Here is a 22,654-nt window from a genome sequence, read left to right as displayed (position 1 = left end):
GTTAAAACAAATATGACAGAAGAATTGATTACCGCTGCTAACGAAGATGGGTCTGTGCCTGGCGCTGATAGACTGCTGGCGTCGGGGCTGGATAAAGCTGGCGACCTTGGTAAAGCGGCGCTTCTTCCTGTGCCTGATGGAGTGCCTTTATTAGAGGCAGGGGCCAGTAATGATGAACGGAAACCTCGATTGCTGTGGCGGATAGGAGGATATGTGGCTGGTTTAGCGTCTCGGCTGGCGGAAAAGACTGGCTGGCGTAGTGCTGACGAGAGTCATGAGGTTACAGATAATGCGAGCGGCGATTCTGAAAGCGAGGATTTTCACGAGGAAGAAGAACTTGACGAATTGACTCTGCGAAGAATTGATAAGATTGACGAAGGGTGGGAGTTTCGGGCTGACGTGGATGGCTTTAACGGCAATTTTGCTCCTAAGAGTTTTCCTGATTTCGCAGGAAGTATCGCGCGGGGCGATTATGAAGAAATAGAGAAGCTAGTGCCTAATGTAAGAAAATTGTTGGCGAATGACGATAGACTTAATAATGATAAAGAATACTTCCATTATTTTACACATTCTTTTTTGCTGGATTTGGCAAAAAAGAATGTTGCAGCGTTTTTCAAAGAACATTATAGGCATATGCCAAAACTTATGGATAGTGCGCGGCGTGCTATGCAGGAGCAGATTGACTCGACACATTCTCTCAAAAATAGTGATAGTGGCGATTTCTTCAACCGCTATTATAAACATGAAGAGGCTGTAACTCATTTAATGAGCGCCGAAGCTGTGCTACCTAGGGAGATAGCTGAAGAGTTTAAAGATGGAATTGTTAACGAGGTGGCCGAGGTTGTTGAGGCTGCTGCGAATTCAGTGGGGTGGCGAGGGTTTGATGCGAACGCAGCCTGGCTAGCGGATCATGGTTTTCCGCCGGAGCGCTGGCCGCAGGATGCTAGAGATCGAGAGGATTTTCCGGAACCGCTGCGCCGGCTGCTTAGCGAGCAGGATGAGGATAAAGCAGAGAAACTTGATCGTGCGGTAATTAAATATTGTATAAAAAAGACAGAGGTATATGACGATAAAGGCGAGATGAAGCCCGACGTCTACGGACGGTGCGATTTGATACAGAAGTACTTTGAGGGACGTTTGCCAGACGTGAATCCTAAGATAATGACTTGCGGTATTGTAGGTATGGTTGATTCGTACTCTTCTAAGAGTATAGATCATCAGGTGTATAGGTACAATGACTATGTCCAAACCATTCGCGAGATTGGACAGAGCAACGCCAACAGGCTGGGCGAAGAGCTGGGGATAACGCATTTTTCTGACTGGAGTCCAGAGGTCTTGCGAGGTACACTGCATATATTAGAGACTGGGCGTACGGAATCTGGCAACCCAGCAACGATAATTATCAGGGGATTTACCGGCGATCACAACGGCGCCGCGTATAAATATCACAACATAAAATCTACCGACATGTTTGCTGTTGAGATAGGCCATACCGATATGCTATCTGGTATAGTAGAAAAGCTAGAGAGAGCTGGTGTCAACAGCAATACGTTCTATGCGGCTATCTTGTTTGGCCATGGCAGCGAAGATGCGTTTACCATGTCGTTTGGTGAAAGAATATCGCCAGATTCTCAGGAGTGGCGTAATAAGAAGGGTCTGCGCGATCTTGTTACGGCTTTGGTAATAGATACTATTGTACTAAATTCGTGTCATCCGCTTGTACGAGAAGAGGATAGATTTGAGCCTCTTACGCTTGGCAAAGGATTTCAGCGGCGCAGAGGTGCGGCGGTAGCGATTTCTAAGGCGTTTCCATGGACTAGGGTTGTTAGCGGTTTAGATGGAGTAACATATGACTGGGTAGATGAAACAGGTTATGCTAATATTGAAACTAGAGACGATGAAGGGGATGGAACATTTACAATGGCGGAAACCTGGAATGGATGGACGTGTGTATATGAGAAAGGAGCAGATAGACAATGAGTGAAAAAGTATGTTATGGCATTGACAGGCCAGATTCAGAAGTGGAGCCAACGAGACCTGACGATTACGAGGCGTTTGCGAGGAGATACTTGGCGGATGTAGCGAGTGCGATGTATCATTTTGCGCAGGGTGACGACGACGCTTCTATGGATGTTAATCTGGCTCGGTTTGATAGTCATGGTAATCTGTCTGAAGATGAATTTGACATATATCGTATTGAATACAAGGCTAGTGAAAATGGAGGGATTGGCGAATGTCGTGTGTACAAAATTGTTCCCAGTAAAGATGACCCGCAGGAGGCTACCATGCAAGAGATTACCGCGCAAGACGCGAACCTTGATACATGTAACACGTTGGGGCGGATTTGGGAAAAAACTCGCACTGCAGCAAGAGCCTGGCGGCCATAATGACAGATAAGTTTTATGCGCGAAGATTTTGAGCGTACTTCGGATGATAGCACCGAGCAAGCTGCCGATAAACGTCCAGTAATTGATCTGATTTGGGCAGCGATGGGAAGACTTAGGCGTCTCAAAAGAAAGCTTACGCCAGTGCTGGTTATTCCTGAGAATGGAAGCCCCAAAATTATGTCAGAATATTCGGCGGATAGGTATGATAGAGAGCTAGATATTGAATCGGGGATAAATGCAGCGCAGAGCGGTAGTTCTTATACTGATGAATACCGCCTCGTACCGACGAAATCGCCAGGCGTTGAGCCCGAGATTGACCAAGCCGCGGCAGACAATGAAATCAGCCCTGAAGAGGCGGCTTGGCTACTAGAATTGAGAAAGTCAGTCAAGGTTGCTCCCCGCCTAGCTGATCAATTGGCAGACGATAAGGAAGACAGAAGTAATATTATCACGTATATTGCTGGAGCGGACAAGTCTTTAAGTACTAAAACATCAGAAGATTATTATAGGGGCGATAGGGCGGAGCTGACAGAATACGAAATGCTACACCAGCTTGATGAGTTTCTTGCCAAGATAGAAGCCTTGGGTGGTAAATATGCAGTTGACGCCCAATTCATGCGCGAGAGCTTGACGTTTATTGGCGAAAAAGAATACAAGGAAGCGGTGGCTGGCATTGCCGCCAATTGGAAAGCACTCCTCGAGGCGGATGCCAAATTGCAAATTTGCGTTATCGCTGGCGAGATTGCTAAGTCAAAAAATAGTCAAGGAAAGATGATTTACGATAATCAGATAAAGAGCGATGAGTCTTTGCTTGACAATATATTAGCCAATTTCACCGAGGAAGATTGGGAAAAGTACGGCGGCAGGATTCTTGTTGATCGAGATGATATTGCGCAGACGCAGAAAGAGCATTTGAGGGTTGTGCTGCTGGACGATTGGACTATTAGCGGCTGGCAGCTTAGGAAAGTCTACATTTCGCTGATTGGCCAATATCCCGAAATAAAAGATCAAATTGAAGTACAATTGATTGCAGCTAATAAACAAAGGATAAAGTACGGGCTTTCAGTCGATTGGCTGTATGCCGGCGAAAAGATCCCTGTTAAGGCGTATTTCTCGGCGCATTATTCCGCGGTAGCAGGAGAGAAAGCGCATATAACTGGTTCTCACTCTGCGGTTGACTTCGATTTTGAATCCACGATAATGAAAATGATTAGAGAGGCTGAGCGTTTAGGGGTAAAGGACATTCATATGCCTCCGGGAACGAATATTGTGCGTCCGTATCGCAAAGACGGGGTGACAAGAGCTAATCTAACCAATATCGAAAGAGCCCGCCAGTACCGGCGCGGGCGTCTGGTAGCAAAGCAAGGGGGCAGCCATGCTATACTATGAGGATATGGGAGGGATCGCTGAAAAAGCCGTTAATCATTTGTCTGCTGATTTTCGCGCTGGACTAGATGAAAAAGATTCTGCAAGGATTAAGGAGGCGTCAGAAAAGCTGCCGCATAATGTAGTTCTTGAGGGAATTGGCAACCGAATGCTAATCCGGGATTTTCTAGTGCAGGCAAAAGGAGAGCTATCGAAATATGTTTCGACTGTTGACGACAGGGAATCAGATTTGGAAGGTAGCACGCGGCGCTTGTTTAGTATCATAGACGAGAACTTAGATGGAATTTGCCAGGCTGCCGAAGAGTATAAAGATGAGCCGGGTGGTCTCGGTATGGAACGTTTTCGCCGAGCATTTCAGAATTCAGATGATGCTGCTATTATAAAATTGGCGGAGCATATTGCTCAGATGGATGTTGATACGATATTAGCGATAAATAATCCGTATACTGTGATGAAGACTATCCGATCTGATATTGTTGAGGAATTGTGGAAAAACGTACAGAGCTGCCGAGAAGCTGGCGATAGTTTAGAAGTTAGAGAAAATATTAAAGAAACAGCGGCGGAGTTTGTCGAGGTTATCGATCGAAATATTCTGGGTAGTATGATGTATGGCGACGAATATGCCGCTAACCATACTTAGCAATTAGCCATAGCAGGTCTCTTTTTTGTAAATTGGGTAGTATATATAGCATGCGGAGCCTGCTTTTTGCTGCAGAGGCGATGGGGGCTGCGGGCGGCTAGCTTTTTTGCGGCGGATAGGTTATAATACTAGTGATATTAAACCTAAGGTTGCGTGAGATAACGTAACCATCCGTACGGATACCAAGGAGGTAATGTATGAGAGAATACGAGCTGACGGTTCTTATTCGGCCTGATTTGGAGGCGAATTTGGATACGGTGCTTGGTAAAGTCAAGCAGCTGATCGCCGATAACGGCGGTTCGGTTAAGGCTGAGGACAATTGGGGCAAAAATCGCCTCGCTTACAGCATCAAAGGCGAAGATTTTGCGGTGTATGTGTCGATGGATGTCGAGCTGCCAGCGGACGCGCCGCTCAAGATTAGCAACGCACTGAATATTAGCGACGAAGTTATTCGATATTTATTGGTCAAAATAGATCATAAGGCGCGTGCTACTTTGGCAGAGGCCAAGAAACGCGCGGCTGAACGCGAGACTGAAAGCAGCGAAGATTAAGCCATAAATAGGAGGGAGATCTATCATGGCAAAGGGGTTTAATAAAGTAATATTAATGGGAAATCTGACGCGCGACGTTGAACTGCGGACAACGACGAGCGGTCAGAGCGTAGCTAATTTTAGTTTAGCGGTTAGCCGGAGTTGGCGCAACCAAGACGGTCAGCAGCAAGACCAGACCAGCTTCATTAACTGCGTAGCATGGGGCAAGCCGGGCGAGATTATCTCGCAATATGTCAAAAAAGGCGCGCCGCTTTTGGTGAGCGGTCGGCTTGATCAGCGTAGTTACGAAGATAAAGACGGTAATAAGCGTTCAGCTGTTGAGGTGGTTGTCGAAGATTTCAACTTTGTTGGCGGTCGCAACGACAGTAATGCACCGGCATCGACACCGCCGCCAGCGACTAGCACCAAAGATGTGGTCGTCGAGGATATCGACGATAAGCCAATCGACTTAAGCGAGATCCCATTTTAACGATTAGAAAGGATTACATAATATGGCAAAAAAAATGCGCAAGGATGCTCCAGTAGTATTCTCGTATAAAGAGGTGAAGACACTGTTGCGCTACATTAGTCCGGTGAGCGGCCAAATCGAGCCGATTTCCAAGACGGGCTTGAGTGCTAAATTGCAGCGGATGCTGGCTCGCGAGGTAAAGCGGGCGCGTCATCTGGCGCTGCTACCGTTTGTGACGCGAGATTAGGGAATTTTCCAGCGTACGAAATACTTTGTCGTGCGCTGAAGGGTATTTCTAAAGACGCAAAAGGAGATGAAATGTATCAACCAACTGATTTGAAAAAAGGCGTAGTATGCCAAATCGACAGTCAACCGTATCGAGTGATTGACTACAACCAGAAAGTTATGGGCCGCGGCGGTTCTATTGTTAATGTCAAATTGAAGAATTTAATTACTGGTGCGGTTATTCCCAAAACGTTTAAAGGCCAAGATAAGATTGAGCCAGCCGAGGTGACTAGCAAAACTGTCCAATATTTATACAATGACGGTTCAGTTTTCTTTTTCATGGATCCGAATAGTTTTGAGCAGTTTGAGTTGTCGGCCGATTTGGTTGACGAAGCTAAAAACTTCATGAAAGAGGGCGACGAGCTGGCTTTGCAATTCTTTGACGGTAAGGTGATTACCGTCGAGATGCCGAAAAATGTTTATTTGGAAGTGACCTATACAGAGGCGGTGGTTAAAGGTGATACGACTAGTAGCGTTTTGAAAGATGCAACGCTTGAGACAGGCGCGGTCGTTAAGGTGCCGGCTTTTATAAAGGTTGGCGATATTATTTCGGTTGACACGTCTACAGGAGAGTATCGCGAACGCAAGAAATAGCTTATTAAACTAAAATAAGTGTTTCGCAGCGTGTTAAAATGTAAATATGACTAACAAGCGAGCGCGTGCCGCTGCAAGTAGTGCTAAACGCCTGCACAAAAAAGTTAAACAAACATATCGTTCGGCAATGCCCGAGCAAAAACGCCACCGGATGTTAGTTTGGGCGGCGTTTTTTGTTGTAGCGGCGATTTTGGCTGTGCAAATATTGTATCCGCTTGATCGAGCGCTGCCGCTAGCGCGGATGAATGGCCGCTGGGTTGGTTGGCAGAGTGAGACAGATTTGGCTAACCAAGCGACGTTAGTATTCCAGCGGTCGAAAATTAAATTTATTATTGGCGGCAAACCGAGCGGTATTTATACGCTAAGTGAAGCTGGTGCTGATATCAAGGCTGAAGAGATGGCGCGCCAATTGGCAAACTATCCATTTTGGCTGCGTTTGGTGCCGTTTTCGATATTTTGGCAGCTGCCAAATGTGCAAACGCTAGATCTAGCTTTCGCGCTGCCGACATTAGAGGTTTTTGCACAAAAAACTAGTTCGCAACTGTCGCGGCCGCCAATAAACGCTGGCGTGGCGTTTAAAGACGGTCAGCTAACGGCGGTTAATGATGTGCCAGGACATTTGGTGAGCGCGCAAGCTATCAAAAACGTGCTGCAAACAACCAAGTATTCATTTGCTGGCATGACGGAGCTTCGAATTGATGCTAAGTTACAAGAGGCGTCGCGGCGCAGTACGGCGTTCGCTTCTGTCCGTAATCAAGCCGAGCAAGCATTGGCTCGTCCTTTGACGATTCGCGCTGCCGATCAGACGTTTGCAGTTGGCGATGCCGAGAAAGCTTCGTGGCTAGAGTTTGGCGAAACAGCAGAAGGTGGCACGACCCTGGTGATTAACAGGCAAAAACTACAAAAATCAATTGATAATTGGTCAAAAGCAGCTGGACGTCCGGCTGGCCAGACAAATATCAATATTGAGAACGGGCGAGAAGTCTCGCGGACGACGGGTGAGAAGGGTAGTCAGGTTGACGCTGATTCAATAGTGCAGCCAGTCACTGATTATTTACTGAGAGGTCAAGGTAGCGGTGTGATCTTGGCAGCAATGACTGATCTTGAACCTAGCGTAATTTATAATAACCGCTATACTCCTACCGAAGATGGCTTGCGAGCTTATGTACGTGATAAGGCACGTAATGGTGCTTGGTTTTCGATTCGCCAACTAGGCGGTGTTGGTTGGTCCGCTGACGCCGATGCCGAGGAGAGCGTCGTTAGTGCTAGTACTTATAAACTATTTGTTGCTAAGCGCTTGTTTGATGAGATAAATGCCGGGGGAATTAGCTGGAGCGACCCGATGCTTGATACGACAGTGTCGGGCTGCTTTGATCGGATGACTATTGCCAGTACTAATCCATGCGCGGTGGCGTGGCTAGATAGATTTGGCCGGCAAAATCTGAATGATTTTGTTTACCGATTAGGGTTTTCGCGGGCAGTGACTTTCACGCACGCGCAGGCAACTCATGTGTCGGCGGGTGATCTGACGAAGTTCATGGTCGGATTGGAGACTGGCTCGCTAATTAGCGGAGCGCAGCGCGAGCGGCTGTTGTATTCTTTGTCGCACCACCCATACCGTTATGGTATACCGACGGGTAGCCAAGCGCGCGAAGTTTATGATAAGGTTGGCTTTTTGTGGAACTACGTGCACGATACGGCGATTGTTCGGCATCCGCGCGGCACATATGTAATGACGATCATGACTCAGGGTAAATCGTACGCAGCAATTGCCGCGATGACCCGCGACATTGAGCGGATTATGTATCCATAGTAGAATTGAGGAATGAAGCAACGGTTGGATAAATTGATGTTGGCGCGCGGGTTGGTGGGCTCGCGTTCGGAAGCCGAGAATTGGATTCGTTTGGGACGTGTGCGTGTTGGCGGGCGGGCGGCAACTAAGCCAGGATTGTTCGTTGATGAATCGGCGCCGATTGAATTAGCAGCGTCAGAGCGTTACGTGTCGCGGGCCGGACTAAAATTGGCGGGCGCGACAAAAGCTTTTAATTTGAATTTTCGCGGCAAGACGGTATTGGATGTCGGCAGCAGCACTGGCGGCTTTACTGATTTTGCGTTGCAGCACGACGCGAATAAAGTATACGCTGTGGATGTTGGCACCGATCAGCTGCACCCGAGCTTACGCGGCAATAAACGAATTGAGTTGTATGAAAAAACTGACATTCGGTATTTTGTGCCAAGTGAAATTCCGGATATAGTGGTGATCGATGTGTCGTTTATTAGTCTGAGGCAAATTTTGCCGCACGTTGCGAAAATCGTTGATAAAAATACAACGATAGTAGCAATGGCTAAGCCGCAGTTTGAGGCGCAACGCCAACAGCTGACTCGTGGCGGTATCGTCAAGAATGACGGCGTGCGGCGGGCAATCTTGCGTGAGTTCGAGCAGTGGGCGCGTGCTAATTTCATAATTATTAATAAAGCAGATAGCGAAGTGAAAGGCGCGCACGGCAACTTGGAGCGGTTTTATATATTGAGAAAAGCTGGAAGTTGTTAGCGGCTTATGCGGCTGGCCGGTGATTCGCTGGCAAATTGGTCTAAGCTATATCAAATCTAAGCGATTAAATGCTAAATTATTTACTAACGTTAAATCTAAATTCAACTACATCATCTGGCTGCATGACGTAAGTTTTACCTTCGGTGCGGATTTTGCCGGCGGCGCGAGCATTAGCCTCTGAGCCAGCAGCGACTAAATCGTCGTAATTAACAACTTGAGCAGCGATAAAGCCCTTTTCGAAATCAGTGTGAATGACGCCAGCGGCTTGCGGAGCGGTCCAGCCCTGGTGGATTGTCCAGGCGCGAACCTCTTTCGGTCCGGCAGTTAAGTAGCTTTGCAGTCCGAGTAAATCGTAGGCGGCGCGAATCATTTGCGTTAGTCCGTCTTCTGGTACGTCATAACTTTGTAAGAGTTCAAGCGTATCGCTGGGGTTAAGGCCTTTAATTTCGTCCTCAAGCTTGGCGCAGATGAATAGGCTGCGAGAGTGTGGCACGAGATTGCGCAGGCTCTGCTTCTTGTCTTCGCTAGCCAGGGTTTCTTCATTGACGTTGAACACATAAATTACTGGCTTGGCAGTCAAAAGGTGTAAATCAGCGATATCGTCAGGATCGACGCCGGAAATTTCGTTAATTGGCGTGCCAGCGCGCAGTTTTTCAGCAAGCACTTCTAAACGATTTTTGATAGTGCTAGCTTTGGGGTTGGCTTTGGCCTCTTTGGCGAGGCGAGTCAGGCGAGTTTCTAGCGTTTGCAGATCAGCCAGAATTAGTTCGGTATTGATAGTATCGATATCGCGTTTTGGATCGATAATATTCTCGACATGAACGATATCGTCGCTTTCAAAAGCGCGGACGATGTGGACAATGGCATCGCATTGGCGGATGTTAGCTAGGAATTTATTGCCTAAGCCTTCGCCTTTGGAAGCTCCGGCGACCAGCCCAGCAATATCGACAAAAGTCACGGTAGCTGGGGTAATTTTCTCGGCGTGGTACATTTTGGCGAGGACGTTTAAGCGCTCGTCGGGTACCGGTACGATGCCAGTATTTGGTTCGATAGTGGCAAAAGGATAATTGGCCGCCAAAATATTATTATTAGTTAAAGCATTAAAAAGCGTGGATTTGCCGACATTCGGCAAACCGACAATTCCGATAGATAAACTCATAATCCTACATTATAGCATTTAAAGGGTATTGTCTGAAAAGTAATTATCTAAAAAGCTTGCGTTTTTTACTTTGCTTATGCATAATATAAGGTATATGAAAATTCAAAAAGGGATGGGCGATTTCTTTGCACTCGACATCGGTACCAACGCGGTGCGAGTATTGCAGCTAGCTGCTTCTGGCCAGGGCAGTTGGAATCTGGTTGCATACGGATATGTGCCTGTCGATCACAAAATTACCGCGAGCGACTCGCCAGAAGCACGGCGCCGGCTCGGCGAGGCCACGATGACGGCAGTAGGCCAGTCTGGTATCCGTACTAAGAATGTGGCGATTGGCTTGCCGTCGAGCAAGACCTTCACTACGGTTATCGACGTACCAGCGATGAGCGAAGCGGAACTGCGGGCGACTATGAAATACCAAGTTGATCAGTATATTCCGATGAGCAGTGACGAGGCGAAAGTTGACTGGGCATTGCTAGGCGGTTCGCTAAAGTCGCAAAACCAAAACGAAGTATTAATCACTAGCGTGTCCAAGCAATATAGCGAAGAACGTTTGGAGTTAATTGAATCGCTTGGCCTGAATGTGATAGCTGAAGAGCCAGATCCGTTAGCGATGGTGCGAGCGTTAGTGCCAGCGACTGCTAGCAATTCAGCTTATATGCTTGTCGATATGGGCGAGTTATCGACAGATATCGCTTTGACTTATGGCGATACGCCGCGGTTAATCAGAACGATTCCGACTGGGCTGAACTCGCTAGTTAAGGCTGTAGCTCAGAACCTGAGTGTCCAAGAGGATCAGGCTCGCCAGTTTATCCTGAAATTTGGTCTAGATCAAAGTCGCCTCGAAGGGCAAGTCTTCCGTGCTGTCGAGATGACGCTTGATAATTTTGCTTCTGAACTGTCAAAATCGATTAAATTCTTTCAGAATAGGTATGAAGATGTGGCAGTTTCTCAAGCTTTGTTGTCGGGATACGGTGCAACTGTGTCGCAGATTGATTCGTATCTGGCGGGCAAGATTAATATATCAGCGGTTGCAACTAGCCCTTGGCAAAATATAAATGTCTCGCAGAGCATGCAGCAGCAACTAGCGCCGATTGCTAACGAGTTTGCTACGGCGGTTGGCCTGGCGAAACGGAGAAACTTGTCATGATTGAAGTAAACCTAATACCAGACGTTAAGCGGGAATATTTGCACGCTCAGCGGGTTCGTAATACGGTGATATCGGTATCAATGTTAGTGGCTGCAGCTGCGGCAGGTGCTGTGATTGTGCTGGGGCTTGCTTTGGGGTCGCTGCAGTTTGCTAGCGGCCAGGCTGATAACTCTATTAAAAGCAAATATAAAGAACTTAGCGATAAACCAGATATTAATGATCTTTTGACCATTCAGAATCAGCTAACTCAGATTGATATGATCAGTAGCAATCGAGGTGTTAATTCACGCATCTTTGACACCTTGAGCGCGGTTAATCCGCAGGCGCCAAACAACGTAACTATGTCAACAGTACGTTATAATGCGTCAGAAAAAACGATTACCATAGAAGGCTCAACCGCTGGCGGTTTTAATGCGGTAGACGCTCTCAAAAAAACTATTCTCAATACTAAATTGAAATACACGAAAGATTCGGAATCTGCAGAAACGCCGCTATCTAGCTCTGTGAGAATTACCAACACGGCGTATGCCGAAGATTCTGGCGGAGAGAAGAAACTGACGTTTACTCTGACGTTTTCTTATCCCGAAGAATTGTTGTCGAACAGCGTTAAAAGCTTAGTAATCGTTTCGCCGACTGGCTCGGTAGACGTGACTGATTCAAAAAAGCACGTGCCAGATTCGCTGTTTGAGGCAAAGACTTCAAACAAAAAGGAGGATAAATAATGGCGGAAGCAAAGAAAGATACCTCGCTAAATAAGCGCCGGCAAATTGATCGTAGCGGCCGCGTAATGTTCGGCTGGGTGGCAGGCGCGTCGGTTTTGGTTGGCTTTGCGCTGGTTATTGGCGGTTTTCTAGTACAGCGTATAGTTTTTGAAACGAAAGTTCTAGCCGAAAAGAATCAAACAACATCGACGCTTGATAGTAATATTAAGACGTATGACGGTTTGCGCGACAATATCCGCGTGTTAAACACCAATTCGGCACTCGGCTCTGCAAAACTTAACGACAAGGAAGATCCGCTGCGTGTTATCTTGGATGCTTTGCCAGCTGACGACAACTCGCTAGCACTTGGCGCCTCTGTGCAGAATTTAGTTGGTCGAGTGCCTGGCGCTAAGCTTGAGTCTTTCCAAACAGTTTCTTCGAACGAAAATTCCTCTGACAGTAACAAAAATAACAGCTCGTCGAGCGACAACAATGCCGATAATTCTAGAAGCGTTCAACAGATAGCCTTTACGATGGAATTATCAGCCAGTAATGCAGATATTTTACGCGACGTTTTGCGTAATTTTGAGAAGTCAATTCGCGTGATTGATATTGACGAATCAACGATTGAAGCGTCAGATTCTAAGTTTACGATGTCAATTTCTGGACATGCTTATTACTTGCCAGGCAAAACAGTTCAACTTAACAAGAAGGGGATAAAGCCGTGAAGAAGAGCGATATAGCGATGATTGTACTGATTGCCGGTTTATCTATGCTAATAGCGTTTACTATTGGTAACAATATTCCTGCGCTTAAGGCGCCGCGGGTTGGTACTAGTGTTAGCACTATCGAGAAAATGAGCAGTGATGTAAAAGAGCCAAGCTCGGAAGTTTTTAATTCTAATGCCATAAATCCGACAGTAGAAACAATAATTGGTTCGTCTAGTTCGCCTAATTCATCTGATGCCGCAGCCAACCAGAGCCAAAACCAGGATCGTAGTCAGAATCAAAATAGGTAGGAGTCTTTCTAGTGGCGCTGATGACCGATGACATTCAGGAGAAGCTCATCAAGCTCTTGGTTGACGAGGGCTTAGTTTCTCGCGGGGTTATTGATAGAGCCACTAAGCAGTCGGCTAAAACAAACAAGCCGTTGTTGACGGTTTTGGAAGATATCGGCGAGATAGACGACGAGCTGTTGACTCATGCTATTGCTCACGTTTCGGGTGTGCCGTATGTTAATTTGACGGCTAGTATCATTGACCAGAGTATCCTATCACTGCTGCCGAGCGATATCGCCGAGCGCTTCATGGCAGTGCCGCTAGCCGAGGTGAACAATCGTCTGGCGGTGGCGATGATTGATGCCAATAACGTCCAGGCGGTAGATTATTTAGCTAACCGTATTCAGCGGCCGCTCAAGGTCTTTATGGCATCGGAAGCAGGCGTTCGTCATGTTCTCGACCAGTATAAAACCGACTTATCAACCGTTGACGAGGCAGCGCAGGCTACTCAGGCCGAGGCTATTCAATCGTCAAGCGATATCAAAACTATCGTCCAGGATTCGCCGATTAGCCGCGCATTGAGCACTATCCTAGAGTATGCGGTCAAGAGCCGCGCCAGCGATGTGCATATTGAACCACTCGAAAAATCGCTGAAAATACGCTGCCGCGTCGATGGCGTACTGCGCGAGGTTATGCAGCTGCCGAAAAGTATTGAGCCAGCACTAGTTAGCCGCATCAAAATTTTATCCAATTTGAAAATCGACGAACATCGCATTCCGCAGGACGGTCAATTTGCAGTTAATGTTGCCGGAAAAGAAGTCGATCTGCGTATCGCTGTTAGTCCGGTTGTTTGGGGCGAACAGGTAGTGATTCGCCTGCTTGATAAAACTGGTAACACGTTCGATCTCGAGCAAATGGGCTATGTGGGCAGGGCGCTGCGAATGATTCGCAAAGGTATCAAGCGTCCTAACGGTATGATTCTAACAAGCGGCCCGACTGGTAGCGGTAAATCGACCAGCTTATACGCGCTGATTAAAGAAATCAAAACTGACGCGATTAACATTGTGACACTTGAGGATCCGGTTGAGTATAAAATGGACGGCGTCAATCAGATCCAGGTTAATAACGACGTTGGTTTGACGTTTGCTAATGGCCTGCGCAGTATCTTGCGCCAAGATCCAGACGTAGTGATGGTTGGCGAGATGCGCGATAGCGAGACGGCTAACCTTGGCGTACAAGCAGCACTAACGGGACATCTGGTGTTTTCGACACTGCATACCAATTCGGCGGCCGGAGTGTTGCCGCGCCTACTCGATATGGATGTCGAGCCGTTCCTGATTGCTAGCACGGTCAACACAGTAATTGGCCAGCGGCTAGTGCGCCGCGTGTCGCCGCATCGCGATGCTTACTGGTCGAACCCGCTTGAGACGCAGATGATTCTCGAGACGGTGGGGCATTTATTGCCCAAGACCAAAGAGGATGTAGCGCGCGTGTCCGAGGATTTGGGCTACAAGGACTTGCCATTAGCCAATCAACGGGCCTACGTGCTGGTCAAAGGTCGCGATACGCCAGCTACGCCGCATGGCTATAGTGGTCGGGCTGGGCTGTACGAGGTAATGGATGTAAATGAAGGTATCCAAGACTTAATTGTTCGCCGGGCCACTAGCAACGAGATCCAGCGCAAAGCAGTCGAGGATGGTATGATTACAATGCGCCAAGACGGCTACTTGAAAGCCTTGCAAGGAATTACTACACTAGAAGAAGTAAACCGCGTAACGTCGGCAGACACAGCATAAAAGGAGGGGACAATGCCAGAACAAGAATTACGGATTGAAGTTTTACTAGAGGAAGTCATCAAGCGCCGAGCTAGCGACTTGCATATTCAAGTTGGTTTGCCGCCGATGCTGCGAATTGACGGCACATTGATAGCTATTGCTGGCTTTGATGCTCTCGATGAAGCGCAAGTCGAGTCGCTGGTATTTGCGATCCTCGACGAAGATCAGCAGCAGATCCTCCTCAAGGACAAAGAGTTTGACTTTAGCTTTGCTTTCGGTACGCTCGGACGATTCCGGGTTAATGCTTTCCATGAGCGTGGTAACCTAGCAGCAGCGCTGCGCTTAATTCCAAATGAGATTAAGTCGGTGACCGAGCTCGGTATGCCGCCAGTAGTGATGAATTTTGCCGATTACCCGCGCGGTTTGGTGCTGGTGACTGGGCCGACTGGCTCTGGCAAGTCGACTACTCTGGCGGCGCTGGTTGATAAGATCAACTCTGAAAAATCGCAGCACATCATTACTATCGAAGACCCGATTGAGTTTACGCACAAGTCGAAAAAATCGGTAGTGGTGCAGCGCGAAGTTCATTACGATACCTATTCGTTCTCAGCGGCACTGCGCTCTAGCCTGCGCCAAGACCCAGACGTGGTGCTGATCGGCGAGATGCGCGACCTCGAGACGATCTCGGCGGCGATTACCATTGCCGAGACCGGACACTTAGTGTTTGCGACGTTGCACACCAACTCGGCGGCGCAGTCGATTGATCGTATGATTGACGTATTCCCGCCGCATCAGCAGCCGCAAATCCGCGCGCAGCTCAGTAATATTTTGATGGCAATTTGTTCGCAGCGGCTAGTGCCAGCAATCGGCGGCGGTCGGGTGGTATCGGCTGAGATTTTGATTGCTAATCCGGCTGTTCGTAACGTTATTCGCGAAGGCAAGACTCATCAGCTTGACGCGATTATCCAAACTGGTGCCGACCAAGGTATGCAGACGATGGATCGCACATTGGTGCAGTTGGTCCAAAGCGGCACGATTACTTATGATAGCGCGCGGGAATTCGCTGTTGACTTGACCGAATTTGAAAGGTTAATCAGGGGATAGTTAATGAAAAAGTTTACCTACGAAGCACGCGATAAAGCGACGGGGAACATTGTCAAATCGCTTGTTCAAGCCGAATCTGAGAGCGAAGCCGCTAAAGCGCTGACCGCTCAGGGCTATATGCCGCTATCAATCAAGGAGGAAGTCGAGGGCGGCTGGCTAGCGCGCTTTACCAACCGAATTTCTAGCAAGGATAAGATCATTTTCTCGCGCCAGCTGGCAACATTGATTGGTGCTGGATTACCGTTGACGCAAAGCCTGCATACGGTATTTGAACAGACTGCCAACAAAAAAATGCAGGAGATCGTCCAAGAAATCATTGCCGACGTTGAAGGCGGTAAGACATTATCTTCGGCTTTTGGCAAACATCCAGAAGTATTTAACAAAATTTTCATTGCGCTAGTTACCGCTGGCGAAGCATCAGGTACGCTTGATGATGCACTAAAGCGGATTGCCGACCAGCAAGAAAAAGATGCAGCAATGGTCAGCAAAATTCGCGGCGCTATGGTGTATCCTGGTATTGTCCTAGCGGTGATGGTTGCGGTTGGCGTATTTATGATGGTAACAATCGTGCCGCAGGTTGCCAAGTTGTACTCTGATATGAAGAAGACCTTGCCAGTTTTGACATCAATTTTAATCGGAATATCTAATTTTGTGATTAATTTTTGGTGGTTAACCTTAATTCTATTAGCGCTAGCGATCTTTTTTGCGCGGCAATATGTTCGTACCGAAGCGGGTTCGCGTTTGCTGGACAATCTGAAGCTTAATATGCCGCCGTTCAAAGGCATGTTCCGTCGTCTTTATATGGCGCGGTTTACGCGTATGGGGCAGACCTTGCTAGTCACTGGCGTGCCAATGTTGGATATGCTAGCTATTGCTGCCGAGGGTGTCAATAACGCTGTTGTAGCCGAAGAGATTACTAGGGCTGCTGGCAAAGTGCAGAGCGGTAAAGCGCTTTCGGCTGCCTTACAGACAGAAGATTATATTTTGCCGATGGTGCCGCAAATGATCAAGATCGGCGAGCAATCGGGTAGGATCGACGAAATGATGGGTAAGACGGCGCAAGCTTACGAAGACGAGCTTGACGAGGAGATCCGAGCTATTTCGACAATGATTGAGCCGATTATGATGGTGATTCTGGCTATATTTGCCGGTGTGCTGATTGGGGCGGTATTATTCCCAATTTACAGTCTAGTCGGCAGCGTACGATAAGGTCTAGACAACTGAAAGGGCCTACGCTATACTGAATACAGTTGAGCATAAGTTCAAAGGGAAAGGTGGAACTAAATTATGACAAAACAACAGATTAAAGACCGTGGTTTTACAATCATCGAGGTCGTTTTGGTGCTGGCGATTGCTGCACTGATTTTCTTGATGGTGTTTATTGCGTTGCCAGCACTGCAAGCTAGCCAGCGCGATACAGCTCGCAAGAGCGATGTTAGTATCGTATCGGCTGCGTATAATAGCGCTTTGAGCAACAACCGCGGCGGTACCGCTGTAAACCAAGATGTGCTTCGAAGGTTCGTTAATGGCGTATCGGAAAATACTAGTATTGATAATATAAACATCGCTGACTTTAGTGGTCAGATAACTGTTAACGATGCACAAATCATTGTAGTTTTAGGAGCTAGGTGTGGTACATCAAACCCTAACGGGCAGCAGGATCTAATTAGTGGTACTCGTCGTCAGTATGCTACGTTTACGCGCTTAGAGGCTGGCAATCATGCTGCGTATTGTTTAGACTCGTAAATCTGTGATATCTACAGTTTTTTGAAAAGGTTGCGCAAAAGCGTAACCTTTTTGCTATACTAGACGTATGATAGTTGTATCAATTGCTATAGTGTGCGGCGTATTCGGGCTGGTGCTTGGCAGCTTTGCTGGAGCGCAAGTCTGGCGGCTGCGAGCTCGCCAACTTGTTACTGACAAAAAGGCCGGCGAATCGTACGACAAGGCCGAATACAAAAAATTATCACCACTCCTGAAGGGCAAGAAGCCGCAAGACCGCTCGCGCTGCTTGAGCTGCGGGCACCAACTCGGTTTATGCGACTTGATTCCGCTAATTAGCTGGCTATCGACACGCGGTCGTTGCCGATATTGCGATAAGCGCATCGGCTACTTTGAGCCGTTGATGGAATTATCTCTCGCGGCGGCATTTATGGTGTCGTTCTTGGCCTGGCCATGGCACCTGGCGGGGTTGCAGTGGGTATTATTTGCTGTTTGGTGTATATCGTTGGTAGCTCTAATCATGTTAGTTGCTTACGATATCAAGTGGCGAATTCTGCCAGACTTTCTTACTGTTTCGTATGGCCTGGTCTCGCTAGTCTTTGTGGTGTTGCGTTATTTTATAGTTAATGACGTTAAATTATATAGTTTGGCAATAGCGCTAATAATTATGTCGGGTGTTTATGGCGTGCTCTACTTGATATCGAAAGGTAAGTGGATCGGTCTAGGCGACGTGAAATTAGGTGTTGGCTTGGGGTTGATATTGGCTTCGTGGCAGACGGCTTTTGTTGGGCTGTTTCTAGCTAACTTAATTGGCTGCGTCTTGGTGATTCCAGGACTTGCTAGCAAGAAACTCAAAGCTAATAGCGAGATTGCTTTTGGCCCGTTGTTGGCCTTAGGATCGTTTATCTCGTTTTTTGTTGGTGCGCGAATTATGGACTGGCTAGTGATTGCATCGTTTTTCTAGTATCAATGTGATGATGCTTATGCTAAAATAGTGATATGAATAAGTTGTCGGGGGGCTTCACAATTATCGAGGTAATGTTGTTCCTGGCTGTTTCGGGGGTGCTGGCTGCTGGTATATTAGCGACAGTTGGCGGTACTATTGGCGCTCAGCGTTATCGTGATGCTGTTGACTCGTTTGCCGATTTTATCCAAGGCCAATATGACAAAACCGTGAATGTTCAAAATGACACAGAAAATCACAATGAGTGCGGGCTTAATGCTGATAAAGACCGGATAGTCGTTAGCGATAGCAGTACAGTATTGGCAGGCACTAGCCGCGTGTGCATGATTGTTGGACGTTTTATATCGTCGGTTGATGGCGTTAACTTTACAGCACGGCCGCTGTATATAGCGACAGAAAACGAAGACCAAATGAACAAGGCTTTATTATCGCAAGGCGATTACGATTTTTTGCAGAGGGCAGCCGATAGGAGCGCGTTGTCGGCTACTAAGTCGGCGCTGTTAACCACCTCAAATACTGGCCACTCTGTTGATAGTTATGCGCTCGGCTGGGATACTCGAATTGATGAGAGTAAAACTGATCGAATAATCTCGATCGCCATCATACGGTCGCCAGTCAGCGGTGTTATCCACACGTACTTTTCTAACAAGACAAGCGTTAGCGACACGATAACGGCAGGCGGGTTAAATCAGGCGAGGCTTTGCGTTGACCCTAGCGGCTGGCTAACTGGCGCGCGGTTAGGTGTGCGGATTGACCGCGATGCAGCGCTAGAAAGCTCAGTACAAGTTGTCGGGGAGGGTTGCTAGATGCGTTATAGTCGCGGTGACACCATTATTGAGGTAATGTTTAGTTTTGTGGTATTCAGCTTGTTGACCGTAGGAACTTACATAGTTATGAATCGCGGTACGCAGATTGCCCAGCGTTCGCTTGAGATTACGCTTGTCCGCCAGCAACTTGACGCTCAAGTGTCCCTTATTAGGTATGTTAAAGATACTAATCCTGCGCAGTGGGCGGAGTTAACTAGCAGCAAATTTTTGGTCAATAATCCACTTGACGTTGTGAGTGCCAGCTCAGATGGCTGCCCTGCACCTGGCGGCCGTGTTGATTTAGCTACTGGCACAAATGCCTTTTTTATGTCAGTTGATCAAAAGAATGATACAGTTCTGCCGGTGCGCGTTTTGAACACGACATATTCGCCACCTTCGGTTTACGCTAACGTTGATTTAATTAACGCTAAAACATACGGTGTTTTTGCCCAAATTGTTCGAGCCGAGCAGAGCTCAGGCGTAAATACTGCTAAAGCTTACGATGTGTATGTGAATGCTTGCTGGGATAGTGTTGGTGCGGCAGCGCCGTTAACCATAGGAACGGTGACGAGGATATATGACAAGTAATAAGAATGCAAATCAGATACAGGGTTTTACTTTAGTAGAATTGCTTTTAGCTATGACTGGGGTGGCGATACTTTTGGTGGCAGTGGCAACTACTACGATACAGCTGATGAACATGTATCACAAAGGTATCACGATTAAAACGATTAATTCTGCTGGCCGCGAGGTTGGCGATATGATAAAGCGTGATGGTTTGTCGGCAAAGGGCCGAGATATCGTTCAGGTGGCTCCTAGCGATAGCGGTACCGGTGGTTTGGGCCGATTGTGTTTTGGCTCTTATACTTATGTTTGGAATACGCCAGAGAACTTGAGGTCAAGGGACGCTAGTGCTGGCGTGGTTTACGACGATGATCCTAGCCGCAGCAAAATCGTTTTTGCCCGCGTGGCTGACCCGGATGGCTCTCTATGCAAGGCGACGAGAGGGCAATACCCAAAAGTGATTACTAAGGGCGCTCCGATGAATGCCGTAGAAGTACTAGGCGACAAAGATACCGGTCTAGCGATTCACAATATTTCCTTGACCGATCTATTCGTCGATAGTAATAGCCGGGCTGGTTATACGATTGGTTATACGCTTGGTACTTATGAAGAGGATACCTATCGTAATGGCATAATTAATTCTAGCGATGCGCAGTGCTTAGCACAGTCTGAAGAGACTAATAACTATACTTTTTGCGCGATTAATCAGTTCGCAGAAACTATAATTACAGAGAGGGCATCATGACGCGTTCCAAGCAATCCGGCCTAGTTTCAATTATTGTTGTAATGTTTACAGCCATATTATTAATGGTAGTATCAACTGGCTTTATTCGCATCATGGTTCAAGAAGAATCGCGCGCTTCCAATAATAACTTGTCGCGCACTGCCTACGAATCTGCGGTGGCGGGCGTCGAGGATGGCAAGCGGGCGATTATGGCTTGCCAGCGCAGCGGCTCGGTTAGCGCTGCTTGTAAGGCGATTGCTGCTAAACGTTGCAGTACAATACAAGATGCTGGCATAATTAGTAGCATAAGTAATACCGCTATCACTATCAAGAGTGGTACTAACTTACAATACATTAGCGGACAGGCTTATACTTGTGTATTGATTGATTCGCAAACAAGCGATGTGGTGTATAGTCTCAAGGAGGGCAGTTCGCGCGTTGTGCCGCTGCACGTCAACAAAGATACCTCTATGATTAGGCTTCAATGGATGATGAAAAATGATAAAGTGTCGACAATATCGTCTGCTGATGGCGGCGACACTTTACCAAAACGCGTGGAATGGCCAGCTGATGCGCCGGCGCTGTTACGCATCCAGGCGGTTGTTCCAGAGAGCACGACAGTTAATGGGCAACAAAGTTTTGATAGCTCAATTGTCTCGACTGCCTTCTTGCGTCCGTCTGGTATTCGCGCGCCGAGAAATTTGTTAGATAGTACTGCGTTTAATGCGGTGGCGCCGCAAGCAGTTCGTGCTGCTGGTAGCGCTACAAACGCGACAGCAGGCGTCTCGCCAATTACGTGTTCAGCGGAAGCTTTTGATAATCATCAGTATGCTTGTTCGGCCTATGTCACATTGCCGCGCAATCTTGTTGCTGGCAATCCAATGGCTTTTTTGCGAATCACCAGTATTTATAACGACACTGATGTTAGACTATCGTTTGATAATATCGGCGATGGTACAATTAAATTTGACGGTGTGCAGCCAAAAGTCGATTCAACTGGCCGAGCCGGTGATGTATATCGTCGCGTATCTAGCCGGATTAGCTCGTCTAGCAATATCAATTATCCTGAGTATGCAGTTGATATTACAGGCAGTCTTTGTAAAGACTTCTCGGTAACTAATCAAGGGGTACCTTCGGCATTAACATGCAAAGTTATTCCAGAAGAGCAGTAAAACCGTAGAACAATAGAGATAATTGAATAAAAAATTTATTCAGTGTCGGTGTGAAATTGCTCGTAAATGTCTTTGAGATGCTGGTCGGTTACATGGGTATATACTTGAGTGGTAGCGATACTGCTGTGTCCGAGCATACTTTGTACGCTTCTGATATCGGCGCCGTTCATTAGCAAATCGGTCGCAAAGCTATGCCGCATAGTGTGCGGACTGACGTGTTTGGTGATGCCAGCTAGCTTAGCGTATTTTTCGATGATTCGCTGAATGCTGCGCTGCGATAGCCGCCGATAATCGCCAGAAGTGCTAGTCGTGCCGCTATTGCGGCTATAGCTCAGGAATAGAGGTTGTAAAGAATCGGTTCGCGCCGATAAGTAATCCTGGACGCGTTCAGCTGCCCGTTTGCTGATAAAAACCGGGCGGTCCTTCTGTCCTTTACCGCGGACAGTAAACTCGCGGCGCTGCATATTGACGTGATCTTTATTAAGCCCAACGAGTTCCGATACGCGCAGTCCGCTAGAAAAGAGAAGTTCGAGAATGGCTCTATCGCGAAGTGCTGGCAAACTATCATCATTAGGTACTACATCAAGCATACGCTGCACCTCGTCGCTGTACAAAAAAGTGACTTGTTTGCGGTGAACTCTCGGCAATTCTATTTTGTTTGGCGCCATACTTTCGATATCGCGCTTACTTAGGTAATCCAGGAAACCTCGCAGGGCAATGAGGTGATAATTCTGAGTAATAAGCGATAAAGTGTCGCCGCGATCTGTCTGATAGCGATTGAGCCATAAGCGATATTTTCTGACCAGCTCTGGGCGGATATTATCAACCTTTAAGTCGAACCCAGCGAATTCTAGAAAACGCTCTAGATAGTGGCGATACGCCTCGCTAGTCTTGATCGATCGTCCGCGTTCAATTTGGAGATACTCCATGAAATCTTCAATCAGCTCTGACATATCCATAAGAATATTGTACGTCGT

At 47.4% G+C, this 22,654-nt stretch carries 25 protein-coding genes; 23 read left to right on the top strand and 2 right to left on the bottom strand.

The window, feature by feature from the left end; translation table 11 throughout:
- The 10 genes from G1ANC_RS00915 to G1ANC_RS00870 all read left to right on the top strand — a co-directional run.
- Positions 1 to 1,980, top strand: a 1,980-nt coding sequence (locus G1ANC_RS00915) for a hypothetical protein (RefSeq protein WP_206660697.1), incomplete at its 5' end; no start/stop codon positions are given.
- Complete coding sequence (locus G1ANC_RS00910) at positions 1,977 to 2,387, top strand: hypothetical protein (RefSeq protein WP_129693161.1); 411 nt, start codon at positions 1,977 to 1,979, stop codon at positions 2,385 to 2,387. The genes G1ANC_RS00915 and G1ANC_RS00910, both read left to right, overlap by 4 nt.
- A 15-nt stretch (positions 2,388 to 2,402) precedes the next feature.
- Positions 2,403 to 3,776 carry a hypothetical protein gene (locus G1ANC_RS00905; RefSeq protein WP_129693160.1) on the top strand — a complete coding sequence of 458 codons (1,374 nt, stop codon included), beginning with the start codon at positions 2,403 to 2,405 and terminating at the stop codon, positions 3,774 to 3,776.
- Between the two features lie 4 nt (positions 3,777 to 3,780).
- Positions 3,781 to 4,413, top strand: a complete 633-nt coding sequence (locus G1ANC_RS00900) for a hypothetical protein (protein WP_129693159.1) — start codon at positions 3,781 to 3,783, stop codon at positions 4,411 to 4,413.
- Between the two features lie 197 nt (positions 4,414 to 4,610).
- Positions 4,611 to 4,964: a 30S ribosomal protein S6 gene (gene rpsF / locus G1ANC_RS00895; RefSeq protein ID WP_244596206.1), complete on the top strand. Its 354-nt coding sequence runs from the start codon at positions 4,611 to 4,613 to the stop codon at positions 4,962 to 4,964.
- A 25-nt stretch (positions 4,965 to 4,989) separates the two neighbouring features.
- The gene (locus tag G1ANC_RS00890) at positions 4,990 to 5,433 is read left to right on the top strand and encodes a single-stranded DNA-binding protein (protein ID WP_129693158.1); all 444 of its coding nucleotides are present in this window, start codon (positions 4,990 to 4,992) and stop codon (positions 5,431 to 5,433) included.
- Positions 5,434 to 5,455: 22 nt separating this feature from the next.
- Positions 5,456 to 5,659 (top strand): 30S ribosomal protein S18, encoded by a 204-nt coding sequence (gene rpsR, locus G1ANC_RS00885; protein WP_129693157.1) that lies wholly within the window; start codon positions 5,456 to 5,458, stop codon positions 5,657 to 5,659.
- Between the two features lie 71 nt (positions 5,660 to 5,730).
- Positions 5,731 to 6,291 (top strand): elongation factor P, encoded by a 561-nt coding sequence (efp, locus tag G1ANC_RS00880; protein ID WP_129693156.1) that lies wholly within the window; start codon positions 5,731 to 5,733, stop codon positions 6,289 to 6,291.
- A 46-nt stretch (positions 6,292 to 6,337) separates the two neighbouring features.
- Positions 6,338 to 8,104 (top strand): serine hydrolase, encoded by a 1,767-nt coding sequence (locus G1ANC_RS00875; protein ID WP_129693155.1) that lies wholly within the window; start codon positions 6,338 to 6,340, stop codon positions 8,102 to 8,104.
- 12 nt (positions 8,105 to 8,116) lie between these two features.
- Positions 8,117 to 8,842 carry a TlyA family RNA methyltransferase gene (locus G1ANC_RS00870; protein ID WP_129693154.1) on the top strand — a complete coding sequence of 242 codons (726 nt, stop codon included), beginning with the start codon at positions 8,117 to 8,119 and terminating at the stop codon, positions 8,840 to 8,842.
- A gap of 76 nt (positions 8,843 to 8,918) precedes the next feature.
- On the opposite strand, the gene ychF is transcribed toward G1ANC_RS00870, so the two are convergent.
- Positions 8,919 to 10,001, bottom strand: a complete 1,083-nt coding sequence (ychF, locus tag G1ANC_RS00865) for a redox-regulated ATPase YchF (protein ID WP_129693153.1) — start codon at positions 9,999 to 10,001, stop codon at positions 8,919 to 8,921.
- A 94-nt stretch (positions 10,002 to 10,095) separates the two neighbouring features.
- On the opposite strand from ychF, the gene pilM reads away from it, so the two are divergent.
- From pilM to G1ANC_RS00800, 13 genes are all read left to right on the top strand, one after another.
- Positions 10,096 to 11,148 (top strand): type IV pilus assembly protein PilM, encoded by a 1,053-nt coding sequence (gene pilM / locus G1ANC_RS00860; RefSeq protein ID WP_129693152.1) that lies wholly within the window; start codon positions 10,096 to 10,098, stop codon positions 11,146 to 11,148.
- Complete coding sequence (locus tag G1ANC_RS00855) at positions 11,145 to 11,870, top strand: hypothetical protein (protein WP_129693151.1); 726 nt, start codon at positions 11,145 to 11,147, stop codon at positions 11,868 to 11,870. The genes pilM and G1ANC_RS00855 overlap by 4 nt, the downstream gene beginning before the upstream one ends.
- Positions 11,870 to 12,577, top strand: coding sequence for a hypothetical protein (locus G1ANC_RS00850; protein WP_129693150.1), 708 nt, complete (start codon positions 11,870 to 11,872; stop codon positions 12,575 to 12,577). Before G1ANC_RS00855 ends, G1ANC_RS00850 begins: the two co-directional genes overlap by 1 nt.
- Positions 12,574 to 12,867: a hypothetical protein gene (locus G1ANC_RS00845; RefSeq protein ID WP_195157087.1), complete on the top strand. Its 294-nt coding sequence runs from the start codon at positions 12,574 to 12,576 to the stop codon at positions 12,865 to 12,867. The genes G1ANC_RS00850 and G1ANC_RS00845 overlap by 4 nt, the downstream gene beginning before the upstream one ends.
- 20 nt (positions 12,868 to 12,887) lie before the next feature.
- Positions 12,888 to 14,642 carry a GspE/PulE family protein gene (locus G1ANC_RS00840; protein WP_206660696.1) on the top strand — a complete coding sequence of 585 codons (1,755 nt, stop codon included), beginning with the start codon at positions 12,888 to 12,890 and terminating at the stop codon, positions 14,640 to 14,642.
- Positions 14,643 to 14,654: 12 nt separating this feature from the next.
- Positions 14,655 to 15,725 carry a type IV pilus twitching motility protein PilT gene (locus G1ANC_RS00835; protein WP_129693148.1) on the top strand — a complete coding sequence of 357 codons (1,071 nt, stop codon included), beginning with the start codon at positions 14,655 to 14,657 and terminating at the stop codon, positions 15,723 to 15,725.
- Between the two features lie 3 nt (positions 15,726 to 15,728).
- Positions 15,729 to 16,934 (top strand): type II secretion system F family protein, encoded by a 1,206-nt coding sequence (locus G1ANC_RS00830; protein ID WP_129693147.1) that lies wholly within the window; start codon positions 15,729 to 15,731, stop codon positions 16,932 to 16,934.
- 78 nt (positions 16,935 to 17,012) lie between these two features.
- The gene (locus G1ANC_RS00825) at positions 17,013 to 17,471 is read left to right on the top strand and encodes a type II secretion system protein J (protein ID WP_129693146.1); all 459 of its coding nucleotides are present in this window, start codon (positions 17,013 to 17,015) and stop codon (positions 17,469 to 17,471) included.
- 67 nt (positions 17,472 to 17,538) lie between these two features.
- Positions 17,539 to 18,411: an A24 family peptidase gene (locus G1ANC_RS00820; protein WP_129693145.1), complete on the top strand. Its 873-nt coding sequence runs from the start codon at positions 17,539 to 17,541 to the stop codon at positions 18,409 to 18,411.
- Between the two features lie 35 nt (positions 18,412 to 18,446).
- Positions 18,447 to 19,217 (top strand): prepilin-type N-terminal cleavage/methylation domain-containing protein, encoded by a 771-nt coding sequence (locus G1ANC_RS00815; RefSeq protein WP_129693144.1) that lies wholly within the window; start codon positions 18,447 to 18,449, stop codon positions 19,215 to 19,217.
- On the top strand, positions 19,218 to 19,805 hold the full coding sequence (locus G1ANC_RS00810) for a type II secretion system protein (protein WP_129693143.1): 588 nt from the start codon (positions 19,218 to 19,220) through the stop codon (positions 19,803 to 19,805).
- The gene (locus G1ANC_RS00805) at positions 19,795 to 20,526 is read left to right on the top strand and encodes a type II secretion system protein J (protein ID WP_129693142.1); all 732 of its coding nucleotides are present in this window, start codon (positions 19,795 to 19,797) and stop codon (positions 20,524 to 20,526) included. The genes G1ANC_RS00810 and G1ANC_RS00805 overlap by 11 nt, the downstream gene beginning before the upstream one ends.
- Complete coding sequence (locus tag G1ANC_RS00800; protein WP_129693141.1) at positions 20,523 to 21,677, top strand: hypothetical protein; 1,155 nt, start codon at positions 20,523 to 20,525, stop codon at positions 21,675 to 21,677. Before G1ANC_RS00805 ends, G1ANC_RS00800 begins: the two co-directional genes overlap by 4 nt.
- Positions 21,678 to 21,712: 35 nt before the next feature.
- Here the strand turns inward: G1ANC_RS00800 and xerA are convergent.
- Positions 21,713 to 22,654: site-specific tyrosine recombinase/integron integrase (gene xerA, locus G1ANC_RS00795; protein WP_206660695.1), on the bottom strand; the 942-nt coding region annotated here is incomplete at its 5' end.

The sequence above is a fragment of the Candidatus Nanosynsacchari sp. TM7_ANC_38.39_G1_1 genome (genome assembly GCF_004138385.1).
This window is presented reverse-complemented; position numbering and strand designations above follow the sequence as displayed.